At 68.8% G+C, this 20,076-nt stretch carries 16 protein-coding genes; all 16 read right to left on the bottom strand.

What is annotated here, in order from left to right:
- Positions 1-36 precede the first annotated feature (36 nt).
- The gene (ileS, locus tag NWF22_RS00070; protein WP_160901171.1) at positions 37-3,261 is read right to left on the bottom strand and encodes an isoleucine--tRNA ligase; all 3,225 of its coding nucleotides are present in this window, start codon (positions 3,259-3,261) and stop codon (positions 37-39) included.
- A gap of 381 nt (positions 3,262-3,642) precedes the next feature.
- Positions 3,643-4,359: a hypothetical protein gene (locus NWF22_RS00075; protein WP_160901170.1), complete on the bottom strand. Its 717-nt coding sequence runs from the start codon at positions 4,357-4,359 to the stop codon at positions 3,643-3,645.
- 24 nt (positions 4,360-4,383) lie between these two features.
- The gene (gene wag31, locus NWF22_RS00080) at positions 4,384-5,214 is read right to left on the bottom strand and encodes a DivIVA-like cell division protein Wag31 (RefSeq protein ID WP_160901169.1); all 831 of its coding nucleotides are present in this window, start codon (positions 5,212-5,214) and stop codon (positions 4,384-4,386) included.
- A 319-nt stretch (positions 5,215-5,533) separates the two neighbouring features.
- On the bottom strand, positions 5,534-5,854 hold the full coding sequence (locus tag NWF22_RS00085; protein ID WP_160901168.1) for a YggT family protein: 321 nt from the start codon (positions 5,852-5,854) through the stop codon (positions 5,534-5,536).
- 100 nt (positions 5,855-5,954) lie between these two features.
- Positions 5,955-6,692 (bottom strand): cell division protein SepF, encoded by a 738-nt coding sequence (locus tag NWF22_RS00090; RefSeq protein WP_160901167.1) that lies wholly within the window; start codon positions 6,690-6,692, stop codon positions 5,955-5,957.
- Positions 6,693-6,785: 93 nt separating this feature from the next.
- Positions 6,786-7,547, bottom strand: a complete 762-nt coding sequence (locus NWF22_RS00095) for a YggS family pyridoxal phosphate-dependent enzyme (protein WP_160901166.1) — start codon at positions 7,545-7,547, stop codon at positions 6,786-6,788.
- Positions 7,534-8,268 carry a peptidoglycan editing factor PgeF gene (gene pgeF, locus NWF22_RS00100; RefSeq protein ID WP_160901165.1) on the bottom strand — a complete coding sequence of 245 codons (735 nt, stop codon included), beginning with the start codon at positions 8,266-8,268 and terminating at the stop codon, positions 7,534-7,536. Before pgeF ends, NWF22_RS00095 begins: the two co-directional genes overlap by 14 nt.
- Positions 8,269-8,276: 8 nt before the next feature.
- Positions 8,277-9,449 carry a cell division protein FtsZ gene (gene ftsZ, locus NWF22_RS00105; RefSeq protein WP_160901164.1) on the bottom strand — a complete coding sequence of 391 codons (1,173 nt, stop codon included), beginning with the start codon at positions 9,447-9,449 and terminating at the stop codon, positions 8,277-8,279.
- A 273-nt stretch (positions 9,450-9,722) separates the two neighbouring features.
- Positions 9,723-10,442 (bottom strand): cell division protein FtsQ/DivIB, encoded by a 720-nt coding sequence (locus NWF22_RS00110; RefSeq protein WP_160901163.1) that lies wholly within the window; start codon positions 10,440-10,442, stop codon positions 9,723-9,725.
- Entirely contained in the window at positions 10,439-12,073 is a 1,635-nt protein-coding gene (murC, locus tag NWF22_RS00115; RefSeq protein WP_160901162.1) for a UDP-N-acetylmuramate--L-alanine ligase, read from the bottom strand. Before murC ends, NWF22_RS00110 begins: the two co-directional genes overlap by 4 nt.
- Positions 12,074-12,137: 64 nt before the next feature.
- The gene (murG, locus tag NWF22_RS00120) at positions 12,138-13,337 is read right to left on the bottom strand and encodes an undecaprenyldiphospho-muramoylpentapeptide beta-N-acetylglucosaminyltransferase (RefSeq protein WP_160901161.1); all 1,200 of its coding nucleotides are present in this window, start codon (positions 13,335-13,337) and stop codon (positions 12,138-12,140) included.
- Positions 13,338-13,437: 100 nt separating this feature from the next.
- A complete protein-coding gene (gene ftsW / locus NWF22_RS00125) occupies positions 13,438-15,114 on the bottom strand; it encodes a putative lipid II flippase FtsW (protein WP_160901160.1) in 1,677 nt (558 codons plus the stop codon).
- A complete protein-coding gene (gene murD, locus NWF22_RS00130; protein WP_258321273.1) occupies positions 15,111-16,679 on the bottom strand; it encodes a UDP-N-acetylmuramoyl-L-alanine--D-glutamate ligase in 1,569 nt (522 codons plus the stop codon). The genes ftsW and murD overlap by 4 nt, the downstream gene beginning before the upstream one ends.
- Complete coding sequence (gene mraY / locus NWF22_RS00135) at positions 16,672-17,766, bottom strand: phospho-N-acetylmuramoyl-pentapeptide-transferase (protein WP_160901159.1); 1,095 nt, start codon at positions 17,764-17,766, stop codon at positions 16,672-16,674. The genes murD and mraY overlap by 8 nt, the downstream gene beginning before the upstream one ends.
- Positions 17,767-17,920: 154 nt before the next feature.
- A complete protein-coding gene (locus NWF22_RS00140; protein WP_160901158.1) occupies positions 17,921-18,376 on the bottom strand; it encodes a UDP-N-acetylmuramoyl-tripeptide--D-alanyl-D-alanine ligase in 456 nt (151 codons plus the stop codon).
- Entirely contained in the window at positions 18,376-20,013 is a 1,638-nt protein-coding gene (locus tag NWF22_RS00145; protein WP_160901157.1) for a UDP-N-acetylmuramoyl-L-alanyl-D-glutamate--2,6-diaminopimelate ligase, read from the bottom strand. Before NWF22_RS00145 ends, NWF22_RS00140 begins: the two co-directional genes overlap by 1 nt.
- Positions 20,014-20,076 lie beyond the last annotated feature (63 nt).

A 20,076-nucleotide genomic window follows, 5' to 3' on the forward strand; every position in this document is an offset into this window, starting at 1 on the left:
CGGGTGTGACAGAACGTGATGTAGATCACATATTGGTCAGGCGGACACCTTCGCGACATCAGCGGTCACGCCGTCGCCGAGTTCGATGGCACCGGCCGGTTGGTCCCCGTCGGCCTCGACCACGTCGAAGGTCACCGCCAGCACCTCACCCGCGATCAATCCGGCGTGCGCGGTTGCCCACGCCACCCGCTGCGCCGGCACCACCAATCGCACGACGATGCGGTCGGAGACATCGAGTGCCAGGTTCCGCCGGGCATCTTGCAGTTCGCGGATGCGGTCCTTGGCCCAGCCCTCGGCCTCGAGTTCCGGCGTGACGGCGGTATCCAGGACGACCAGCCCCCGTCCGCCGGGCAACTCGGCGGTCGAATCGGGTTCCACCGCCACCAGCCGCCGCGTGTACTCGCCGTCGCGTAGTTCGATACCGCCGGCGATGACGACCTCGGTTCCGTCGGCGCCTGCACCGACCGTCCAATCCCCGCTCTTGACGGCCTTGATGGCGGCCTGGACATCCTTGCCCAGGCGCGGTCCGGCGGCGCGCGCGTTGACCGCGATCTCGTAGCGCCCGTAGGCATCCGCGTCCGTGGCCAGTGACACCGACTTCACGTTCATCTCGTCGGCGATCAGGTCCCGATACGGCGTGAGCTGTTCGGCCGTCGGCGACGCGACGGTCAGACCCGGTAGCGGCAACCGCACTCGCAGTTTGTTGGCCTTGCGCACGCTGGATGCGACCGAGCAGACCTCCTGCACCTCATCCATGGCCGCTACCAATGCGGTGTCCGCGGGCAGGTCGTCGGCCGCGGGCCAGTCGGTCAGGTGCACCGACCGTCCGCCGGTCAGTCCGCGCCAGATCGCCTCGGTGGCCAGCGGTAGCAGCGGAGCGGCCAGGCGAGCGGCCACCTCCAGCACCGTGTAGAGGGTGTCGAACGCGTCCGGATCGTCGTCCTGCCCGGCCCAGAACCGAGCCCGGGAGCGGCGTACGTACCAGTTGGTCAACGACTCGACGAACTCCCGGAACGCCTCGCAGGCACCGGCGATGTCGAAGGTGTCGAGTGCCTCGGTCATCGTGTCCCGGGTGACCGCGAGCTTGGCCAGGATGTAGCGGTCGAGGACGTGCGTGGAGTCGGTCCGCCACGTCGCGGGTCGCTCGGCGTAGAGCTGCAGGAAGCTGTAGGCGTTCCACAACGGCAGTAGCGCCTGCCGAACTCCTTCCCGGATACCGCGTTCGGTGACCACGAGGTTGCCACCACGCAGCACCGGGGATGCCATCAGGAACCAGCGCATGGCATCGGAGCCGTCGCGATCGAACACCTCGTTGACGTCGGGGTAGTTGCGCTTGGACTTCGACATCTTCTGACCGTCGTCGCCGAGCACGATCCCGTGGGCGATGACGCTCTTGAACGCCGGTCGGTCGAACAGTGCGGTGGCCAGCACGTGCAGGTTGTAGAACCAGCCGCGACTCTGCCCGTTGTACTCGACGATGAAGTCGCCCGGGTTGTGCGGCACATCGCCCGAGTCGCTGTTGCCGTCGAACCAGTCGGCGTTCTCGAACGGATAGTGCACCTGCGCGAACGGCATCGATCCCGACTCGAACCAGCAGTCGAACACCTCCGGCACCCGGCGCATGGTGGAATTCCCGGTCGGGTCATCGGGATTGGGACGCGTCAGCTCGTCGATGTAGGGCCGGTGCAGATTGTCCGGCCGGACGCCGAAGTCACGTTCGAGCTCGTCGAGGGAACCGTAGACGTCGGTGCGCGGGTGCTCCGGGTCGTCGGAAATCCACACCGGGATCGGCGCACCCCAGAAGCGATTCCGGCTGATGTTCCAGTCACGCGCCCCTTCGAGCCACTTGCCGAACTGGCCGTCCCGGATGTGTTCGGGCGACCAGGTGATCTGCTTGTTCAGCTCGAGCATCCGCTCCTTGATCGGGGTCACGGCGACGAACCATGACGGAACGGCCATGTAGATCAACGGCTTTCCCGATCGCCACGAATGGGGATAGGAGTGCTCGATGGTGTCGTGCCGCAGGATCTTGCCGATGGCCTTCAGATCCTTGATGATCGCCGGATTGGCGTCGAACACCATCTGGCCCTCATAGGGCGGCACCTGCGCGGTGAACCGGCCGCCCGGATCCAGCGGCTGCACGACCTCGATGCCGTTGGCCATCGCGAGGTCCATGTCCTCCTCGCCGAACGCCGGCGCGAGGTGGACGACGCCGGTGCCGCTGTCGGTGGTCACGTAGTCACCGAGCAGCACCCGGTGCGCGTTGGGATGACCGACGAAGAAGTCGAATGGCGGCAGATAGGACATTCCCTCCAGATCCGCGCCGCCGTAGCTGCCGAGGATCTCGGGCTCGACGATCTCCTTGGCATAGCCGGCCAGCAGCGCCTTCGCGAGCAGGTACTCCTGGCCGTCGGCCGCACGGACGTGCACGTACTCGACATCCGGGTTGACCGCGATCGCCAGGTTGGACGGCAGCGTCCACGGCGTGGTGGTCCAGATCAGTGCGTTGACGCCGTCGAGTTCGGGGTGGGCATCGGTGCCGACGAGCGGCATCCGCACGGTGACGGCCGGGTCCTGACGCATCCGGTAGGCGTCGTCGAGCTTGGACTCCTGGTTGCTCAGTGGCGTCTGCTCGTACCAGCTGTAGGGCAGCACCCGATAGCCCTGGTAGACCAGACCCTTGTCGTGGAGACGTTTGAACGCCCACATGACCGACTCCATGAAGTCCAGATCGAGCGTCTTGTAGTCGTTGTCGAAGTCCACCCACCGGGCCTGGCGGGTGACGTAGTCGCGCCACTCACCGGTGTAGCGCAGCACCGAGTCACGGCAATAGTCGTTGAACTTCTCCATGCCCATCGACTCGATCTGCGATTTGTCGGTGATGCCGAGCTGACGCTCCGCCTCGAGTTCGGCGGGCAGACCGTGGGTGTCCCAACCGAAGCGACGCTCCACCCGCTTGCCGCGCATCGTCTGGTACCGCGGTACCAGGTCCTTGACGTAACCGGTGAGCAGATGCCCGTAGTGCGGCAGGCCGTTGGCGAACGGCGGGCCGTCGTAGAAGACGAACTCCTCGGCGTCGGCCCGGTTCTCGATGGAAGCGGCGAAGGTGTCGTCGTCGGCCCAGTAGGCCAGGACGTGTTGCTCGACGTCCGGGAAGGACGGAGCGCTGCGACCGCCGCCGGCGGTCATGTCGACCACGGGATAGACGCGCCCCTCGGCGGACTGCTCGTTCGCAGCGTCGGGCTGGGCGGTGTCGGCCATTGTGCTTCTCCTCGTGCCTGGCATGTGCGCAACTGCTCTGGCACGGGGACGCTCATCGGCTGATTCGACGATCACCCGATCTGCGCGGTACCACCCCGCTTGCGGCGATCGGCTCACTGAACCGATCGCCACCACTCTCCGGCCCGCACGGCGTGCGAGCCCACGGCTGTCACGGGCCGCACCCGCCCGGTTCTACTGAGGCGACACCGTGTCGAGTGCCGATCCCGTTCTTCCGGGTGCTCCCCGGTGATGGCCGGATCCACGCAGCAACGAGTGTAGCCCGCGGCATGCCGCCCGGACCAATCGCTTGCCCCACGCCCGCCACCGGCGAGTGAGAAAGCGACCGGAAGTCACCGGTGGAACCGCATGGCTCCCGAGGGGTCAGTCGAGCGGCGGGTGCCAGTTGGGGTCCAACGGATCGAATCGTTGGCGGCGCTGTTCCGGTGATCGATCCGGGTCACCGTGTTCGTCACCGAGCGTGGATGGCGCGGAAGACGGCGGTGGGGATACCGGGCCCTGTCCCGGCGGAGACGGAAACGATTCCGTCACGGCGGCGTCGGCTCCGGACCCGCCGTGGCCGGGATCGGACTCGGGCGACGGCGGCGGAGCAGCGGGATATCCACCCACCGACTTCAGGTAGTCGTCGTAGTTGCTGTCCCGATTCGGCGCCGATTGTTGTTCCGGCTGCGCTGCGGGCACTCCGGGCGCACGACCGTGTCGGCCGCCGGCCGGTGGAACACTCCGTGGCGGCTCTTCATCGGAGCGACCGACAGACGATCCGTGTGCCGGCTTCGGTCCACCGGGCGCCGACCGTGCCTCGGGCGCGCCGGGGCCATCACCGGCAGACCGATCGCTCCCGTCCGCGGTCCGCGGGTGCGGATGCGGCTCTGGGCGAGCGTCGGACTCGACGAAATCCGCCAGCGTGGGCTCGTCGTCGGCTCCGCGGCGCCCCTTCCCGACCACGTCGGCGATCAGGAAGCCCAATCCGGCCAGGCAGACCACGATGCACGAGATCGCCAGCCAGAGGGTGCCGGTGATCAGCCCGAGTACCAGCAACACGAACCCCACGAGCGTCGCCGCGAGGGCCAGTGTCAGCACGAGAATCCTCCCGCCTGTCCCCGATTAGCTCGGGGAGTAGCTGGTGAAACCGCCGTTGCCGGGATCAGAGGAGAACGAGTCGGACCGACCGCCCTCGACCGGTGCGGCACTGCCGCGCTGCTGCAGTTCCTCGAGCTGGGACTCCAGATAGGTCTTCAGACGGGTCCGGTACTCCCGTTCGAAGGTCTTGAGCTGCTCGATCCGACCCTCGAGGACGGTGCGCTGCTGGTTGATGGTGCCCATGATCTCGCTGTGCTTGCGCTCGGCGTCGCTCTGCAATGCATCGGCGCGCTCCTGGGCCTGACGGACCTGAGCCTCCGAGCGGGTCTGCGAATCGGCCAGGATCGCCTCGGAACGCTGCCGGGCGTCCGACAACAGGGCGTCGGCCTTGGACTGCGCCTCGGACACCATCGCGTCGGCCCGTGACCGGGCGTCGGCGACCAGCGAGTCGGCCTCTTGACGCGACGTGGAGGTCAAGCGGTCGGCGGTGTCCTGAGCCAGCGCCAGGACTCGCGCGGCCCGTACATTCGCATCGTCGTCCTTGAACTCCGGCTGCGGCGCGGCAGCCGGCGTCTCGGCAGCCGGGGCCGTGGCGAACACCTGGGTCCGCTCTTCGGCCGCCGGTTCGGCAGCCGCGGTCGAATCGGCGGCGGGCGCCCCCGAGCGAGCGTCGGCGAGGTCGCCCTCGAGTTCCTCGACACGTTGCTTCAGGTCGCCGTTCTCTTCGATGAGCCGCGCCAGTTCGGCCTCGACAAAGTCGAGGAACTGATCGACTTCATCCTCGTTGTAGCCGCGTTTACCGATAGGCGGTTTGCTGAACGCGACGTTGTGCACATCAGCTGGTGTCAGCCGCATGTCGGTTCCCCTCATTTGTCTGTCGAACTGTCTGTATTCGGTTGGCCGGATCAAGCCTGTCTTCAGTTGGCAGCACCACGCGGTCTGCACAAATCTCTGCTGCAGGCTGTCACTGTTTATTCATACCAGTCCACTGGGTAACTGGCGTCAAATCCTGTCACACGAGAACCGTTCGTAGCAGACGATCGTTGCTGTCTCGCAATCGCACGGTCACTCGATGATGACACTCAACGGTAGACCACCGCGGGTCGATGGTCACGAAGTGGTCACGGTTGGCGTGTCGGGAGGACGGGCGGATCGACCGTCGAAAGCCGTACGGTCACGCCAGGCCCACCAGTGCCGACGCCGAGCTGCGACTGAGCGAGCTGACCACCTGCATGGCGATGAGCACGACGATCATCACGATCATCAGGGACAGATCCAGACGCACCGGGCCGAGCGGGATGGGTGGCAGAACTCGGCGCAGCGCACGGATCGGCGGATCGGTCGCGGTGAACACGATCTCGATGACCACGACGGCCAGACCGGTGGGCCGCCACTCACGCGCGAACGACCGGACGAGCTCGACGACGAGTCGCGCGAGCAACAACAGCCAGTAGATGAACAGCAGGTAGTAGAGAACCTGGAACAGAATCGTCACGTCTCAAGGTTGCCTGATATGTCGCGCCTGTGCCGCAACCCCCCGGTCAGCGGCGCCGACGGTGGTCGGGGTCGAGGGCACGGTGGGGCGAGATCGGGGGTCAGGCGTGGTTGTAGAAGCCGGTCTCGGCGATCTTGCGGCGGTCCTCCGGCGAGACGTCGATGTCCGCGGGCGAGAGCAAGAACACCTTGGTGGCGACCTTGTCGAAGGAACCCCGCAGCGCGAAGGCCAGGCCGGCGGCGAAGTCGACGAGGCGCTTGGCGTCGTCGTTGCTCATGTCGACGAGATCCATGATCACCGGGTTGCCGTCACGGAAGCGCTCACCGATCGTGCGGGCCTCACCGTAGTCCGACGGCCGCAGCGTGGTGATCTTGTGCAGCGGACCGTCGGCGAAGACACGTTCGAGCTCGGCGCGCTGATCGGTGCCCCCACCCGACCGCACGGCACCCGCGGCGCGCATACCCGAGCGCTGCAACGGTTCGAGCCGGTGCGGGGCACGCATACGTTCGATCGACTCTCCGCCATGACGCCCCCCGGCGTAGGCGTACTCCGGAACCGGCTCGAAGCCCGCGTCGTAACCGTTGGGGTCGTAGCCGGCAGGCACGAAGGCCTGCGGTTCGAACTCCCCGGGGAAACGTCGGTCGTCGACATAGGCGAAGTCGGCGTCGCGGGGCCCCTCACGGAAACCCGGTTCGCGATAGCCGCCATCGCCGTAGTAGTCGTCACGGTAGGAGCGCCCTCCGCGCGCCGGCCCGCCCGGCTCCTCCAGGTAGTCGTCCTCGTAGTCACTCGGAGGCACCATGCCGAAATACGCCTTGAACTTCTGCATCGTGGTCATAGCTGGCCTCTCTGTTGTCCAACGCTGCCGGGGAGCAGTGCAGTGGTGCAGTTGTTGATCTTGATTTCGTTGGTTCTCATGTGACCAATGTGATTACTGAGAGACTAGCGGGCGCCGTCCCATGATCGCGGTACCGACACGCACGCACGTCGATCCGTGCGCGACCGCTTCCTCGAGATCGCCCGACATGCCGGCGGAGAGCTCCCGGGCGTCGGGATGGTCGACCAGGAAGTCGGTGTGGATCTGCTGCGCACGGGCCATCCACTGCTCCGCCGCACCCTCGACCGGCGCGATGGCCATCAGCCCGCGCAGGGCCAGCCCGCCCGCGCCCCGGACATGTTCGGCGAGGGCGGGCAGGTCCTCGACCGTCACACCCCCGCGCTGCGGGTCACCGTCAAGACTCACCTGCAGCAGTATGTGCAGATCCGCACTGCGCGTCCCGGCATCGAGGGCCGCCTCGGCGCCCGCCGACAAGGCGTCGACGACCTTGGCGCGATCGACCGAGTGGACGGTCCGAGCCCACCGCGCAACGGATTTCGCCTTCTTCGACTGGACACTGCCGATCATGTCGAACTCGGCGGCGGCGACGGCGGCATCGTCGGCTCCGCCGGTGCGGATCTCGTCGATCTTGCGACTCGCCTCGGGCTCGCGGGACTCGCCGAAGGTCCGCACGCCCAGGTCGATCAGGTGGCGCACATCGACGGCCGGAAAGAATTTCGTCACCACCAGCAATTCCACGTCACCGCGGCTGCGCCCGGCAGCCGTCACCGCGGCGTCGAGTCGCTCGCGGGCGGCCGCATAGCCGCGCGCGAGTTCCGCGCGACGCGCGACGCCGGGCGACTCAGATCCGCTCATCGCCGGCCTCGGGCGCGGCCGGATCGATCCAGATCACCGAGGCCAGCCGACCGGTGGGGGCGCCTCGACGATGACTGAAGAGTTCCGGGTCCTCGATGGTGCACCGCGGATCGGCGGCGACGGCGGCCACGCCGGCCGCGAGCAACTGCCGTCGCAGGCCCGCCCGCAGATCCAGTCCGGCGGTTCCCTGCTCGGTCACGCAGGCGCTGCCCGGGAGATGCTCCTCGACGTCACGCTGCATATGTGACGGCACCTCGTAGTGTCGTCCGCTGGCAGCCGGTCCGAGCAGAGCACCCATCCGTTCGGGCCGGGCACCGAGTCGGATCATCTCGCGCAGTGTCGCGGGCACGATCCCGACCCGGGCGCCGACGCGTCCGGCATGTACTCCGGCGATCACTCCCGCCTCGTCGTCGGAGAGCAGCACCGGCACACAATCGGCCGACAGCACGGCCAGCGCCAGATCCGGCTCGGTGGTCACGAGGGCATCGGTCGCCGGCACCGGCCCATCGACCGGCCCGGTCACCACCGTGACGTTGCGACTGTGGATCTGCTCCATCCAGACGATCCGCGACGATGGCAGGCCGATCTGGTCGGCCAGCCGATCTCGGTTGGCCGACACGGCCTTCGGATCGTCGCCCACATGATCGCCGAGGTTGAACGAGTCGTAGGGCGCCACCGAGACGCCGCCGGAGCGACCGGTGACCACGCGGCGTACCCGCACGGAACGGCTCAGCGCTTCATGAACGACGGCACATCGACGTCGTCATCGTCGAGCGTGACGTTGTTGCGTCGCGGCCGCTCGGGCTGCTCGTCGGTGAACGGGTCGCCCGACCCGGCCGGTACCTTGCCGAACAGCGGGTCGTTGTCCTTGGACCTCGACGCGGTGGGCGCCGCCTGGCCGGAAGCGACCGTCGACTTACCTGCCGCGGCCGGGATGTCGGTGCGCTTGCGCGGTGCGCCGCCGTCGAATCCGGCCGCGATCACGGTGACCCGGACCTCGTCACCGAGGTTGTCATCGATGACCGTGCCGAAGATGATGTTGGCGTCCTCGTGCGCGGCCTCCTGCACCTGGGTGGCCGCGTTGTGGATCTCGAACAGGCCGAGATCGCTGCCGCCGGCGATGGAGATCAGCACACCTCGCGCACCCTCCATCGACGCTTCGAGCAGTGGCGAGTTGATCGCCGCCTCGGCGGCCTTCTTGGCGCGGTCCTCCCCACGCGAGGAACCGATGCCCATCAGCGCACTGCCGGCATCGCTCATGACGCCCTTCACGTCGGCGAAGTCGACGTTGATCAGGCCGGGGGTGGTGATCAGGTCGGTGATGCCCTGAACACCGTTGAGCAGCACCTCATCTGCGCTGCGGAAGGCATCCATCAGGCTGACCTGGGCGTCACCGAGCTGCAGCAGCCGGTCGTTGGGGATCACGATCAGGGTGTCGCACGACTCACGCAGCGCAGTGATACCGGCCTCGGCCTGACCGCCACGACGTTTGCCCTCGAAGGAGAACGGTCGGGTGACCACACCCACGGTCAATGCGCCGAGTTTGCGTGCGATCGAGGCGACCACGGGTGCCCCACCGGTGCCGGTGCCGCCTCCCTCGCCCGCGGTCACGAACACCATGTCCGCTCCCTTGAGCAACTCCTCGATCTCGTCGCGCGCGTCCTCGGCGGCACGCCGGCCGACCTCGGGGTCGGCGCCCGCGCCGAGGCCGCGGGTGGAGTCGCGTCCGACGTCGAGTTTGACGTCGGCGTCACTCATCAGCAGAGCCTGGGCGTCGGTGTTGATCGCAATGAACTCAACACCTTTCAGCCCCTGCTCGATCATTCGGTTGACGGCATTGACGCCGCCGCCGCCGATGCCGACGACCTTGATCACGGCCAGGTAGTTGTGCGGTGGCGTCATGTGCCCGCCTTCCTCGTTCGATCCGAAACTCTAAACCTGAACCATAGATTTAGAGTTATGTCAAGTAGTTGGATGTTGGGGATGACGCTAGGCATCCGATGGCCGGGCCGCCAGCAAGCGCGCGGCGTGTCGCGAAGTTGGCGCACATTTTTCGATGCACGTGCCGCGCAGTGACCCACGATCGGTTCGTCCGCCCGGTGTGCGATCCTCCCCCGGCAGCTTCCGGGGGACCTTGACACAGCAGGAGGAAGAACTCGCGACCGGGTCGCGGAATCACTTGACGGCCGGGAACTCCGGACTCGACACGTTGTAGGTGGAGGCCGGCCGCGTCAGGATCGCGTTGAGGGTGCGGGCCTTCTCCGCGCCCCGCTCGCTGTCGCCCCACACGACTGTCTTGTCACCCTTCAACGTGAACTGGATGTCGACCGGTGACGAGGCGGAGACGGCGACGAGCTGACTCGAGATGGATTCCGGGAGTTGGTGCACCGCACCCAACGCCGCGACCGTCGTGGGATCGCCGGGCCCGGGATTGGGGGTGTTGAACTCCGGCAGGGCGGCGATCTCGGGTGGTACCCCGGTCGAGGTGTCGTAGGTGAGGTATCCGACGCCGGAACGGTCGAGCACGTGGACCTTCTGGCCGTCGGTCACCTTCACCACCGGTTGGCGCTCGACCACGGTGATGGTCAACGACGACGGATAGCTGCGCTGCACCCGCACCGACTCGATGGACGGGATCGCCGCGATGCGCTGCGCCACCGCCTGGGTGTCGACCTGCAGCAGCGGCGTGCCGTCGGCGACGTCGGCGGCACCCACGATCTGATCGGTGGGCACGCTCTCATTCGCCCGGACGTCGGTGGAGCGAACAGCCATCAGCGGCGTGTAGTAGGCAATCAGTCCGAGCCCCACCACCAGCATGATCACCGCGAGCGTGCCGAGCAGTAGCCGTGACCGGCGCGGAGTACGGCCGATCCGTGCACGTCCGGGACGGGTCATGGCTGGGTTCCCGCGGTGTCGGCCGTGGCCGGCCCGCGCCGTTCGGTTCCGGACGACGAGGTGGGCCCCTGCGACGTGGTCCCCGGCACCGAGCCGTCACCGTCCGACCCACCAGTCTCACTCACCCGACGCAGTTCTGCGAGGATCTCGGGGCCCTGCATGGTGATGTCACCGGCACCGAGCGTCAGCACCACGTCGCCCGGTCGCGCACGTTCCACGACAAGTCGCGCCAACGTCGAGAGATCGGGCACGAAGATCACCGGTCGGGTGACCCGATCGGCGATGGTCGCACCGCTGACGCCGGGGATCGGTTCCTCGCGGGCGCCGTAGACGTCGGCGATCACCACCTCATCCGCCAGATCGAGTGCGGCGGCGAATTGATCGGCGAATTCGGCTGTGCGCGAGTAGAGGTGTGGCTGAAAGACCGCGATCACCCGGCCGGCGTCGGCGTCGGCCGATGCGGACACCGGGTCGGCCCCACTCTCGACGGCCTGACGCGCCGCGGTCAGCACCGCGTGCACCTCGGTCGGGTGATGTGCATAGTCGTCGTACACCGCGACGCCGCCGGCGCGCCCGCGAAGCTCGAATCGCCGATGCACCCCGCTGAACGCGGCCACCCCGTCGATCACCGACGACAGTGCGGCGCCGATCACGGTGCCGGCGACGGTCGCGCCGATGCAGTTGAGCGCCATGTGGTGTCCGGGCAGCGTCAGCTGCATCTCCCGCTCGACGGCGGGCTCGACGACGGGCCGACCGAAACGCACCCGGGCCACACCGCCGGCACCGCGCGGGGCCCACGACAGCAGGGCGGCGACGTTCGGCACGGACGGGGCGAGCGTGGCATGGCGTCCCTCGCCATAGCCGAGCACGGCGACCCCGCGCTCGGCGAGCGCTTCGGCACATCGTCCGGCGAAAGCGGCCGCACCCTCGTCGTCGAGGCACACGACCAGCGTGCCACCCGGCCGGACCTTCTCGGCGAAGTCGTCGAAAACCTGCACATAGGCTTCCCGGGTCCCGAAGAAGTCGAGATGATCCGCCTCGATGTTGGTGACCACCGCGACATCCGGCGCGTACTCGAGCAGTGATCCGTCACTCTCGTCGGCCTCGGCGACAAAGATCGGCCCGCTGCCGTGGTGCGCGTTGGTGCCCGATTCGTTCAGTTCGCCGCCCACGGCGAAGGACGGGTCCAGACCGCAGTGCTGCAGCGCCACCACCGCGATCGACGTGGTGGAGGTCTTACCGTGCGTGCCGGCGACCAACAGCGTCCGATAGCCGACCATCAACTCCGCGAGCACATGCGGCCGCAGCAACACCGGGATGCCGCGCGAACGCGCCGCGACGAGCTCCGGATTGGTCTTCGGGATTGCGGCATGGGTGGTGACCACCACGGTGGGGCCGCCCGGTAGCTGATCGAGCGCCGACGGGTCGTGTCCGACCTGAATGCGAGCTCCGCGGGTACGCAGCGCGAGTATCCCGCGGCTGTTCTTCGCGTCGGACCCCGACACCTGACCGCCGCGAGCGAGCAGAATCCGGGCCAGCCCGCTCATCCCGGCGCCGCCGATACCGACCATGTGCACCCGGCGCAGTTGCTCGGGCAGGTCGCCGACGGGTGCGGTCGGTCCGCTGCTCATCGTGTCACCTCCCGGGCGGTGTACCGGCGGTAGCCGCCGGTCGCGTCCTGTCGTACGCCCATTGTCACCGCTCGACGCTCGATCCGGGCGAGCGAAACGCGGTCCGCAGCCGCGCCCGGTAGGAACCGGAACGGCGTTCGGCGGCGAGCTCGAGTGCCGCCGTCGCGACCGCGTCGGCCGCACCTCGGTGACCGGTCCGCCCGGCCGCGGTCGACATCCGGTCGAGCCGGTCGGCGTCGGCGAGCAGGGCGGGCACCTCGCGGGCCACCCAGTCGGCGGTCAACTCGGCGTCGTCGACCATGACGCCGCCACCGCCTTCGACCACCGGCAGCGCGTTGAGTCGCTGTTCCCCGTTGCCGTGCGGCAACGGGACATAGACTGCAGGCAGCCCGGTCGCCGAGATCTCCGCGACGGTCATGGCACCGGAACGGCAGATCACCAGGTCGGCCGCGGCATAGGCGAGGTCCATCCGCTTGAGGTAACCCACTCCCCGATACGGCGGTGCCCCCGGCGGCGAGACCGGGGAAATGGAGTTCTTGGGGCCATAGGCGTGCAGCACGCCGATACCGGCGTCACCGAGCGCACCGGCCGCACCGGCGACCGCCTCGTTGAGCCGCTGCGCCCCCTGCGACCCGCCGAAGACGAGCAGCGTCGGGGCATCCTCGTCCAGACCGAAGTAGTGCCGGGCCTTGGCACGCAGTTCGGGCCGATCGAGTTCGGTGATGACCCCGCGTACCGGGATGCCGACCACCTCGGCCTCGAGACCGGAACCGGCGACCGCGGCCATCACCCGATCGGCGAACCGGGCGCCCACCTTGTTGGCGATTCCGGCACTGGCGTTGGCCTCGTGGATGATGATCGGCAATCGGCTGCGGGCCCGCACCCGCATGCGGGCCGCCAGATATGCGGGCAACGACACGTATCCGCCGAATCCGATCACCACGTCGGCACCGACGGCGGCCAGCACCGAACGGGTAGTCGACACCGCGCCGACCAGTCGGGCGGGCGTCTTGGCCAACTCCATGCCGGGTTTGCGGGGCAACGGCACCGGTGGGATGAGTTCGAGCTGGTAGCCGCGTTCGGGGACCAGCGTGGTCTCCAGGCCGCGGGTGGTTCCCAGTGCCGTCACCTGTGCGGTGGGGTCCAGACGGGTCACCGCGTCTGCCACGGCGAGCGCAGGTTCGATGTGACCGGCGGTGCCGCCTCCGGCCACGACCACCGACAGCGGTCGATCCGACCGCGACCCACCTCGCTCAGCACTCACCGCTGCACTACTCCATTCTCGCCCGCTGGTGTTCCCGCGGAGGTGATGTCACCGCGGTTCGTCCTGCCGCCGCACTCCGGTGGACGGCTCCCGACCGGCGTCAGCGCCGCGCGCCGGGGGCACGTCCGGTCGATGTCCACGGCCTGCTCGATCCCGACCACCTGCCCCGATCGGTGGTCGCGGTGGCACCGTCGGGTCCCCCACGGTTCGAACTGCCTCGCGTGCGCGATGCGGCCGATGCGCTATCACCGCTCCCGCGGCTGCCGGAATACCCCGTACGGTAGTCGACCCGGACGGCCGAGGTGCGCGGTGCCCGGCTGCGCCCGGCCGAGCGCCGGCCGGACGGTGAACTCTGCTCGCGCGCGCCACCGGGCCGCAGGCGCGAGAAGACCGACGGCCCCGCCGGCGGTGTGGCGGTCCGCCGAGCCCGGTCGGGCCGCTGCCGATCGAGTCGGTCCCGCAGCGCGTCGGCCCGGCTGGGCCGGTACGGCACCGGCGCGGGCAGCCGGAGCCAACGCCCGAATCGGCCGCGATCGCCGCCGACCAGCGCGGCCACCGCCTCGGGCTCATGGCGCGCGGCGTTGGCCAGGAGCCCGAGCATCGCGAGCACGGTCAATGTCGACGTACCGCCCGCCGAGAGCAGGGGCAACTGGATACCGGTCACCGGCAGCAGGCCGACGACGTAGCCGATGTTGATGAACGCCTGCGCGGTGATCAACACCGTCACGGTGGCCGTCATCAGTCGCAGGAACGGATCGACCGAGCGCGCGGCGATCCGGAAGCCGATGAAGGCCAGGATCGCGAACAGCAGCACCACCAGCAGCCCGCCGACCAGCCCGAGTTCCTCACCGATGATCGCGAAGATGAAGTCGTTGTGGGCGTTGGGCAGATAGTTCCATTTGGCGCTGCTCTGTCCGAGACCGACACCGAACACTCCGCCGTTGGCCAGCGCGAAGGTCGCCTGGCGGGCCTGGTATCCGGCGCCCTGGGGATCATCGATGCTGCCCAGGAAGCTCATCACACGTTGCGACCGGTAACCCTCGACGAGGGCGAGCACCACGGCCATCACGGTGCCGACCGCGGCGAACGAGAGGAAGACCTTGACCGGCAGACCGGCGAACCACAGCAGGGCGCCCACGATGATGGCGATCGTGATCGTGGTGGACAGGTTGGGCTCCAGCACGATCAACACGCAGATCAGGATCGAGACCGGCAACAACGGGATGAGCAGTTCCTTCAGCGACGCGTTCTCCCGACGCCGGGACGCGAGCAGGTGCGCACCCCACACGCACAGTGCCACCTTCACCAGCTCGGACGGCTGCACCGACAGGCCGCCCACGACGAACCAGCGGCGGGCACCCTGACTCAATGTGCCGATTCCCGGCACCAGCACCAAGGCGAGCAGGATGGTGGTGACGACGATCAGCGGCGCCGCGACCCGCCGCAGCAGCCGGACCGGCAGCCGCAGCATCACGTAGAAGCCGCACAGGCCGAGCAGCGCGAAGATCACCTGTGTCGCGAACAGGCCGTAAGCCGATCCCTCTTTGGAGTATCCCTCCACCGACGATGCCGACAGCACCATCACCAGACCGAAGACGGTCAGCAGGAAGGCGATGGTCAGGATCAGGTGATACGACGCGAGAGGCCGCGACAGCAGGTTGCGGACCGCCTCGACGACCGCGGCCGGCCAGGAACCGCCGGACGACGATCGGGAGCCGGATCGCGCGTCGGGCTCGCTGCGACCGGCCGACGACGCCGGCTCGGTCGGCGCGCTCATCGCGACGACCCGCCGGCGGACCGGGCATCCGGCAGCGCCCGGGCGGCGTCGGCGAAGGCGTCACCCCGGGAGGCGTAGCCACCGAACATGTCCAGTGACGCGGCGGCCGGCGCCAGCAGGACCGTGTCCGGCCGATCCTCGGCACATGCGGCGAGGTGGGCCGCCACCTCGACCGCGCGCGTCATCACCGCATGTGCCGGCTCGTCTGCGGCCCGCGGCGGCATGCTGTGCGCGGGGATCGTCGCCGGGAAATCCGCGTTGCGGTCCGTCTCCGGAGTCGCGGAAGCATACTGAACCGTCACCCGCCCATCGTCCCCTGTGAATACTGTGACTGTTGGGACTTCTGGGGCGTGTCGCGCGATCGCCTCGACGATCAGCTCACGATCCCGGCCGATGGCCACGACACCGGCGAGTCGATCTCGGGTGTCGCGGATCATGTCGTCGACCGCGGCGCCCTTCAGCAGACCGCCGGCGATCAGCACGGCGCGCCGATGGCCGAGGATCGCGGCGTGCGCCGCATGCGGATTGGTTGCCTTGGAGTCGTCGACGTATTCCACACCCGCCACGGTGGCGACGACCTCCCCGCGATGGGCGGCCGGACGGAATACGCGCAGACCAGCACCGACCTCGCGCGGGGTCAGACCTGCGGCCAGCGCCAGGGATGCGGCGGCCAGCGCGTCGGCCACCCCGGACGGTCCCGGCGGGTGGATCGCCGACGCCTCGACGAGGTCGCGCGCGGTGCCGCCGGGTCCGAACGCCAGGTCGACGAGCATCCCGTCACGAACACCGAGTTCGCCGGGACGCGGATCGCCGAGGGTGAAGCCCACCCGGCGGCCGAGGACCGGCAAGGCCGACGCGACCGGATCGTCGAGACCGACGACTCCCACCGCGCCCCGCAGGGCGGTGGCCTTCGCCTGCGCGTAGGCGTCGAATGACCCGTGCCAGTCGAGGTGGTCCTCGGCCACATTGAGCACGACGCCCGCCTCCGGTGCCACCGACGGCGCCCAGAACAACTGGAAGGACGACAGTTCGACGCACAGGACGTCGACCCGCGGCTGCCCAGCCATGGCGTCGAGGGCCGGCAACCCGATGTTGCCGCACGCCACCGCCGCGCGACCGGCACCGGCGACGATGTCGGCGAGCATCGAGGTCGTCGTGGTCTTGCCGTTGGTGCCGGTGACGACCAGCCAGGTCCGCGGCGGTCCGAGCAGACCTGCCCGATCGATCCGCCACGCCAGTTCCACCTCACCCCACACCGGCAGTCCGGCGGTGCGCAGCTGCGTGATCAGCGGGTGCGACGGCGCGAAACCCGGTGACACGATCACCAGTGCGAACGCGTCGAGCCGGGTGGTACCGGCAAGCAGCGCATCGATCGAGATCTGCCCGACCCCGGCGGCGGCGAGTTCGTCGTCGGTCTCCTCGCCGAACCGGGCATCGACCACCGTCACGTCGGCACCCAGCCCGACCAGGTGCCGTGCCGCGGAGCGCCCGGCGGTGCCGGCACCAGCCACCAGCACGGCGGCGCCGGCGATGGCAGCGATGTCGACGTCGATGTGCTCAGCCACTGACGGCCAGGAACTCGCTGTAGAACAGGGACAGGCCCAGTGCACACGCGATCGCGGTGAGCAGCCAGAACCTGATGATCACCGTCGTCTCCGCCCAGCCGCCGAGTTCGAAATGATGATGGAAGGGTGCCATCCGGAACACGCGCCGGCCGGTGGTGCGGAAGAACGCGATCTGGATGACCACCGAGACGATCTCGGCCACGAAGAGCGCCCCGATCACCACGGCGAGCAGTTCGGTGCGGGTCGTGATGGACAACCCGGCCAACATGCCACCCAGGGCCAGCGAGCCCGTGTCGCCCATGAAGATCTTGGCCGGCGCCGCATTCCACCACAGGAACCCGAGACACGCACCGCCACCGGCCACCGCGATCAGCGCGAGGTCGAGCGGATCGCGGACCACGTAGCAGCCCGGCGTGATCTCCTCCGTCGTCTTGGGTCCGCCGGTGCAGGCGTTGCGGTACTGCCAGAACGTCACCAGCACATACGAACCGAGCACCATCGCCATCGAACCGGCGGCGAGACCGTCGAGGCCGTCGGTGAAATTGACCGCATTGGACCATGCCGCGACGACCAGCCAGCAGAAGACCACGAATACCGCCGACCACATCGAGATCGCGTCGATGTCGCGGACATAGGAGAGGTTGGTGCTCGCCGGCGTGTACCCGGCGTCGTTGCGGAACTGGAGCACGAGGACACCGAACAAGATCGCGGCGGCGAACTGCCCGACGGACTTCGCCGTCTTGTTGAGACCCAGATTGCGGTGCTTGCGGATCTTGATCATGTCGTCGAGGAAGCCGACACCGCCGAGTGCGGTCGCGAGCCCGAGGACGAGTAGGCCCGACGCCGTGACGCCGGTGCCACCGGTGAACATGCCGACCAGATGCGAGCCCAGGTAACCCGCCCACAACCCGACCAGGATCGCCACACCGCCCATCGACGGGGTACCGCGCTTGGTCTGATGGCTCTGCGGCCCTTCGACCCGGATCTCCTGGCCGAAGCCCTGCCGGGTGAAGAGCCGGATCAACAGCGGGGTCAGCAGGATCGACACCGCCAGCGCGATCCCGCCCGCGATCAGAATCTGTGTCACCGGCGCGTCCCAGCCTGCCCGGTCGTCTGCCGTGCCGCCGTCTGCCGTGCCACCGTCTGCCGTGCCGCCGTCTGCTCCACCGGCCTGTGCCCTGTCACGCTCGTCGCTGCCTCTCGGTCGTCGTCATCTGTCCCCGCCCGCGCGCTTTGTCGGCTCATACCCGGCCTTCCTGCCAGATCCCGGCGAGCGCCATGACGGCAGGGTCGGCACCGGCCACGAGGATCACGTCGTCGGATCCGGGCCGCCACCGAGGATCGTCGGCCAGTGCCGCACCGGCCTCGTCGGCGGTCGCGACCATGCGCACCTCGTCCCCCCATGAGCCTTCCATGACCGCGCCCTGATGCAGCGCGCGCACCGCGCGCGTGTGGCCCACGCACATCGTCTTGTCCACTGCCAGCCGCACGGCCTGACGACCGAGGCGGTCGTGTTCGATCACCCGCTCGTTCTCCGACTTGTCGTCGGTGTCCGGCAGTTCGCCCAAGACCGCCCAGGTGCGGACCCGGGGCGACGAACTCCGAGCGGCCGCAGCGGCCTCGACGAGGTCGCGCAGCATCGCACGTACTTCGTCGACGCCGGCCGACACCGGTGCCACCAGCACCGTGGGTGCCATCACGAGTCCTCGGTGCCGATGGATGCGCGGGCGGAGTCGAGCGCCTCGGCGGCCACCACGCGGTCGTCGAACGGATGCTTCATCCCGTCGATCTCCTGTCCGGTCTCATGTCCCTTACCGGCGATCAACACCGTGTCACCCGGTTGCGCCCAGCGGGTGGCGGCCCAGATGGCCTCGGCGCGGTCACCGATCTCCCGGATCTCGGCACTGCCGGGCGGCAGATCGGCCGACCGGGCGCCGGCGAGCACCTCGGTCCGGATCTCGGCCGGGTCCTCGGTGCGCGGGTTGTCGTCGGTGATGATCGCGAGGTCGGCACCCCGCGCGGCGATCTCCCCCATCATCGGCCGTTTTCCGGTGTCCCGGTCGCCACCGGCGCCCACCACCACCGCTACCCGTCCGCGGGTCTGCTCCCGCAGGGTCGCGATCACCGCTTCGAGGGCTGCGGGTTTGTGCGCGTAATCGACCACGACGAGAAAATCCTGCCCGCGATCCACCCGTTCGAGACGGCCCGGCACCGACACCCCGGCGATCGCCTCCACCGCGGTCGTGGTGGGCACCCCCACCGCGACCGCGATCGCGAGTGCCGTGGTCGCGTTGGCGATGTTGTACCGCCCGGGCAGCGGAACGGTGAGTTCGTGGTGCGCGCCGCCGTCGACGCTGACCTCCGCATGCTGGCGTCCGTCGGCGTCGATCGTCGACGGACCGGCGTGCCACTGGGCGGGCACGGGCCCCGTCGAGACGGTGACCGGCGCTCCGGGGCGATCGCCGGTTCGTGGATCGCCCCGGGCGACCTCCACCATGCGTCGACCCCACTCGTCGTCCACACAGATGACCGACCGCACCGCGGCCGTCGACGAACCCGGGGTGAAGAGTTGGGCCTTCGCGTCGAAGTACGCACGCATCGTGTGATGGAAGTCGAGATGATCCTGCGAGAGATTGGTGAACGCGCCGATCGCGAAGTGGGCGCCGTCGACCCGACCCAGCGCGAGCGCGTGACTGGACACCTCCATCACCACCGTGTCGACACCCCGTTCGAGCATCGTCGCCAGCAGTGCCTGCAGGGTGGGCGCCTCAGGTGTGGTGAGCGTGCTCGGCTGGGCGACGCCGTCGATCCGGGTCTGCACCGTGCCCAGCAGTCCGACCGAGTGCCCGGCGGCGAGCAGGGCGGCCTCCACCATGTAGGCGGTGGTGGTCTTGCCGGAGGTGCCGGTGATGCCGATCAGCTTCATCCGCCGCGACGGATGACCGTAGATGCGTGCGCTGAGCTGACCGAGGACGGTGCGCGGCTTCGGGTGCACGAGGACCGCACACGCCAGGTCGGGGCCGAGGACCCGCGACAGCTCCGCCCGCCCGGCCGGATCGGTCAGCACAGCTGTGGCGCCGGCCGCCACGGCCTGGTCGGCGAATCGGGCACCGTGGGTGCGATCCCCCGGCAGGGCCGCGAACAGGTCACCCGGTTGCACGTCCTGACCGCGCAGGGTCACGCCGGTGACCGCCACGTCGGCCGGCACGGTGCCGATCAGATCGACGCGGGCTCCGGTGGACGCCGACAACACCGACACCGGGGTCGGGGACACGGTGGTCGGCCGAAGCATCCCCGCAGCGACCTTCGTACGCTTACGGCGAGTCGACGCCATCTCCTTGCTCCCGCCTCCTCGCTGCTCTTCACGGACGGCCCGGGCCGGGCACGCCGGAACTCA

Source organism: Gordonia mangrovi, assembly GCF_024734075.1.
GTDB lineage: Bacteria > Actinomycetota > Actinomycetes > Mycobacteriales > Mycobacteriaceae > Gordonia > Gordonia mangrovi.

Bases quoted from the DNA above. Each gene is read 5' to 3' on its own strand.
- ileS (WP_160901171.1), bottom strand. From the start codon at position 3,261: ATGGCCGACACCGCCCAGCCCGACGCTGCGAACGAGCAGTCCGCCGAG.
- wag31 (WP_160901169.1), bottom strand. From the start codon at position 5,214: ATGCGGCTGACACCAGCTGATGTGCACAACGTCGCGTTCAGCAAACCG.
- NWF22_RS00090 (WP_160901167.1), bottom strand. From the start codon at position 6,692: ATGACCACGATGCAGAAGTTCAAGGCGTATTTCGGCATGGTGCCTCCG.
- NWF22_RS00095 (WP_160901166.1), bottom strand. From the start codon at position 7,547: ATGAGCGGATCTGAGTCGCCCGGCGTCGCGCGTCGCGCGGAACTCGCG.
- ftsZ (WP_160901164.1), bottom strand. From the start codon at position 9,449: ATGACGCCACCGCACAACTACCTGGCCGTGATCAAGGTCGTCGGCATC.
- NWF22_RS00110 (WP_160901163.1), bottom strand. From the start codon at position 10,442: ATGACCCGTCCCGGACGTGCACGGATCGGCCGTACTCCGCGCCGGTCA.
- murC (WP_160901162.1), bottom strand. From the start codon at position 12,073: ATGAGCAGCGGACCGACCGCACCCGTCGGCGACCTGCCCGAGCAACTG.
- ftsW (WP_160901160.1), bottom strand. From the start codon at position 15,114: ATGAGCGCGCCGACCGAGCCGGCGTCGTCGGCCGGTCGCAGCGAGCCC.
- NWF22_RS00140 (WP_160901158.1), bottom strand. From the start codon at position 18,376: ATGGCACCCACGGTGCTGGTGGCACCGGTGTCGGCCGGCGTCGACGAA.
- NWF22_RS00145 (WP_160901157.1), bottom strand. From the start codon at position 20,013: ATGGCGTCGACTCGCCGTAAGCGTACGAAGGTCGCTGCGGGGATGCTT.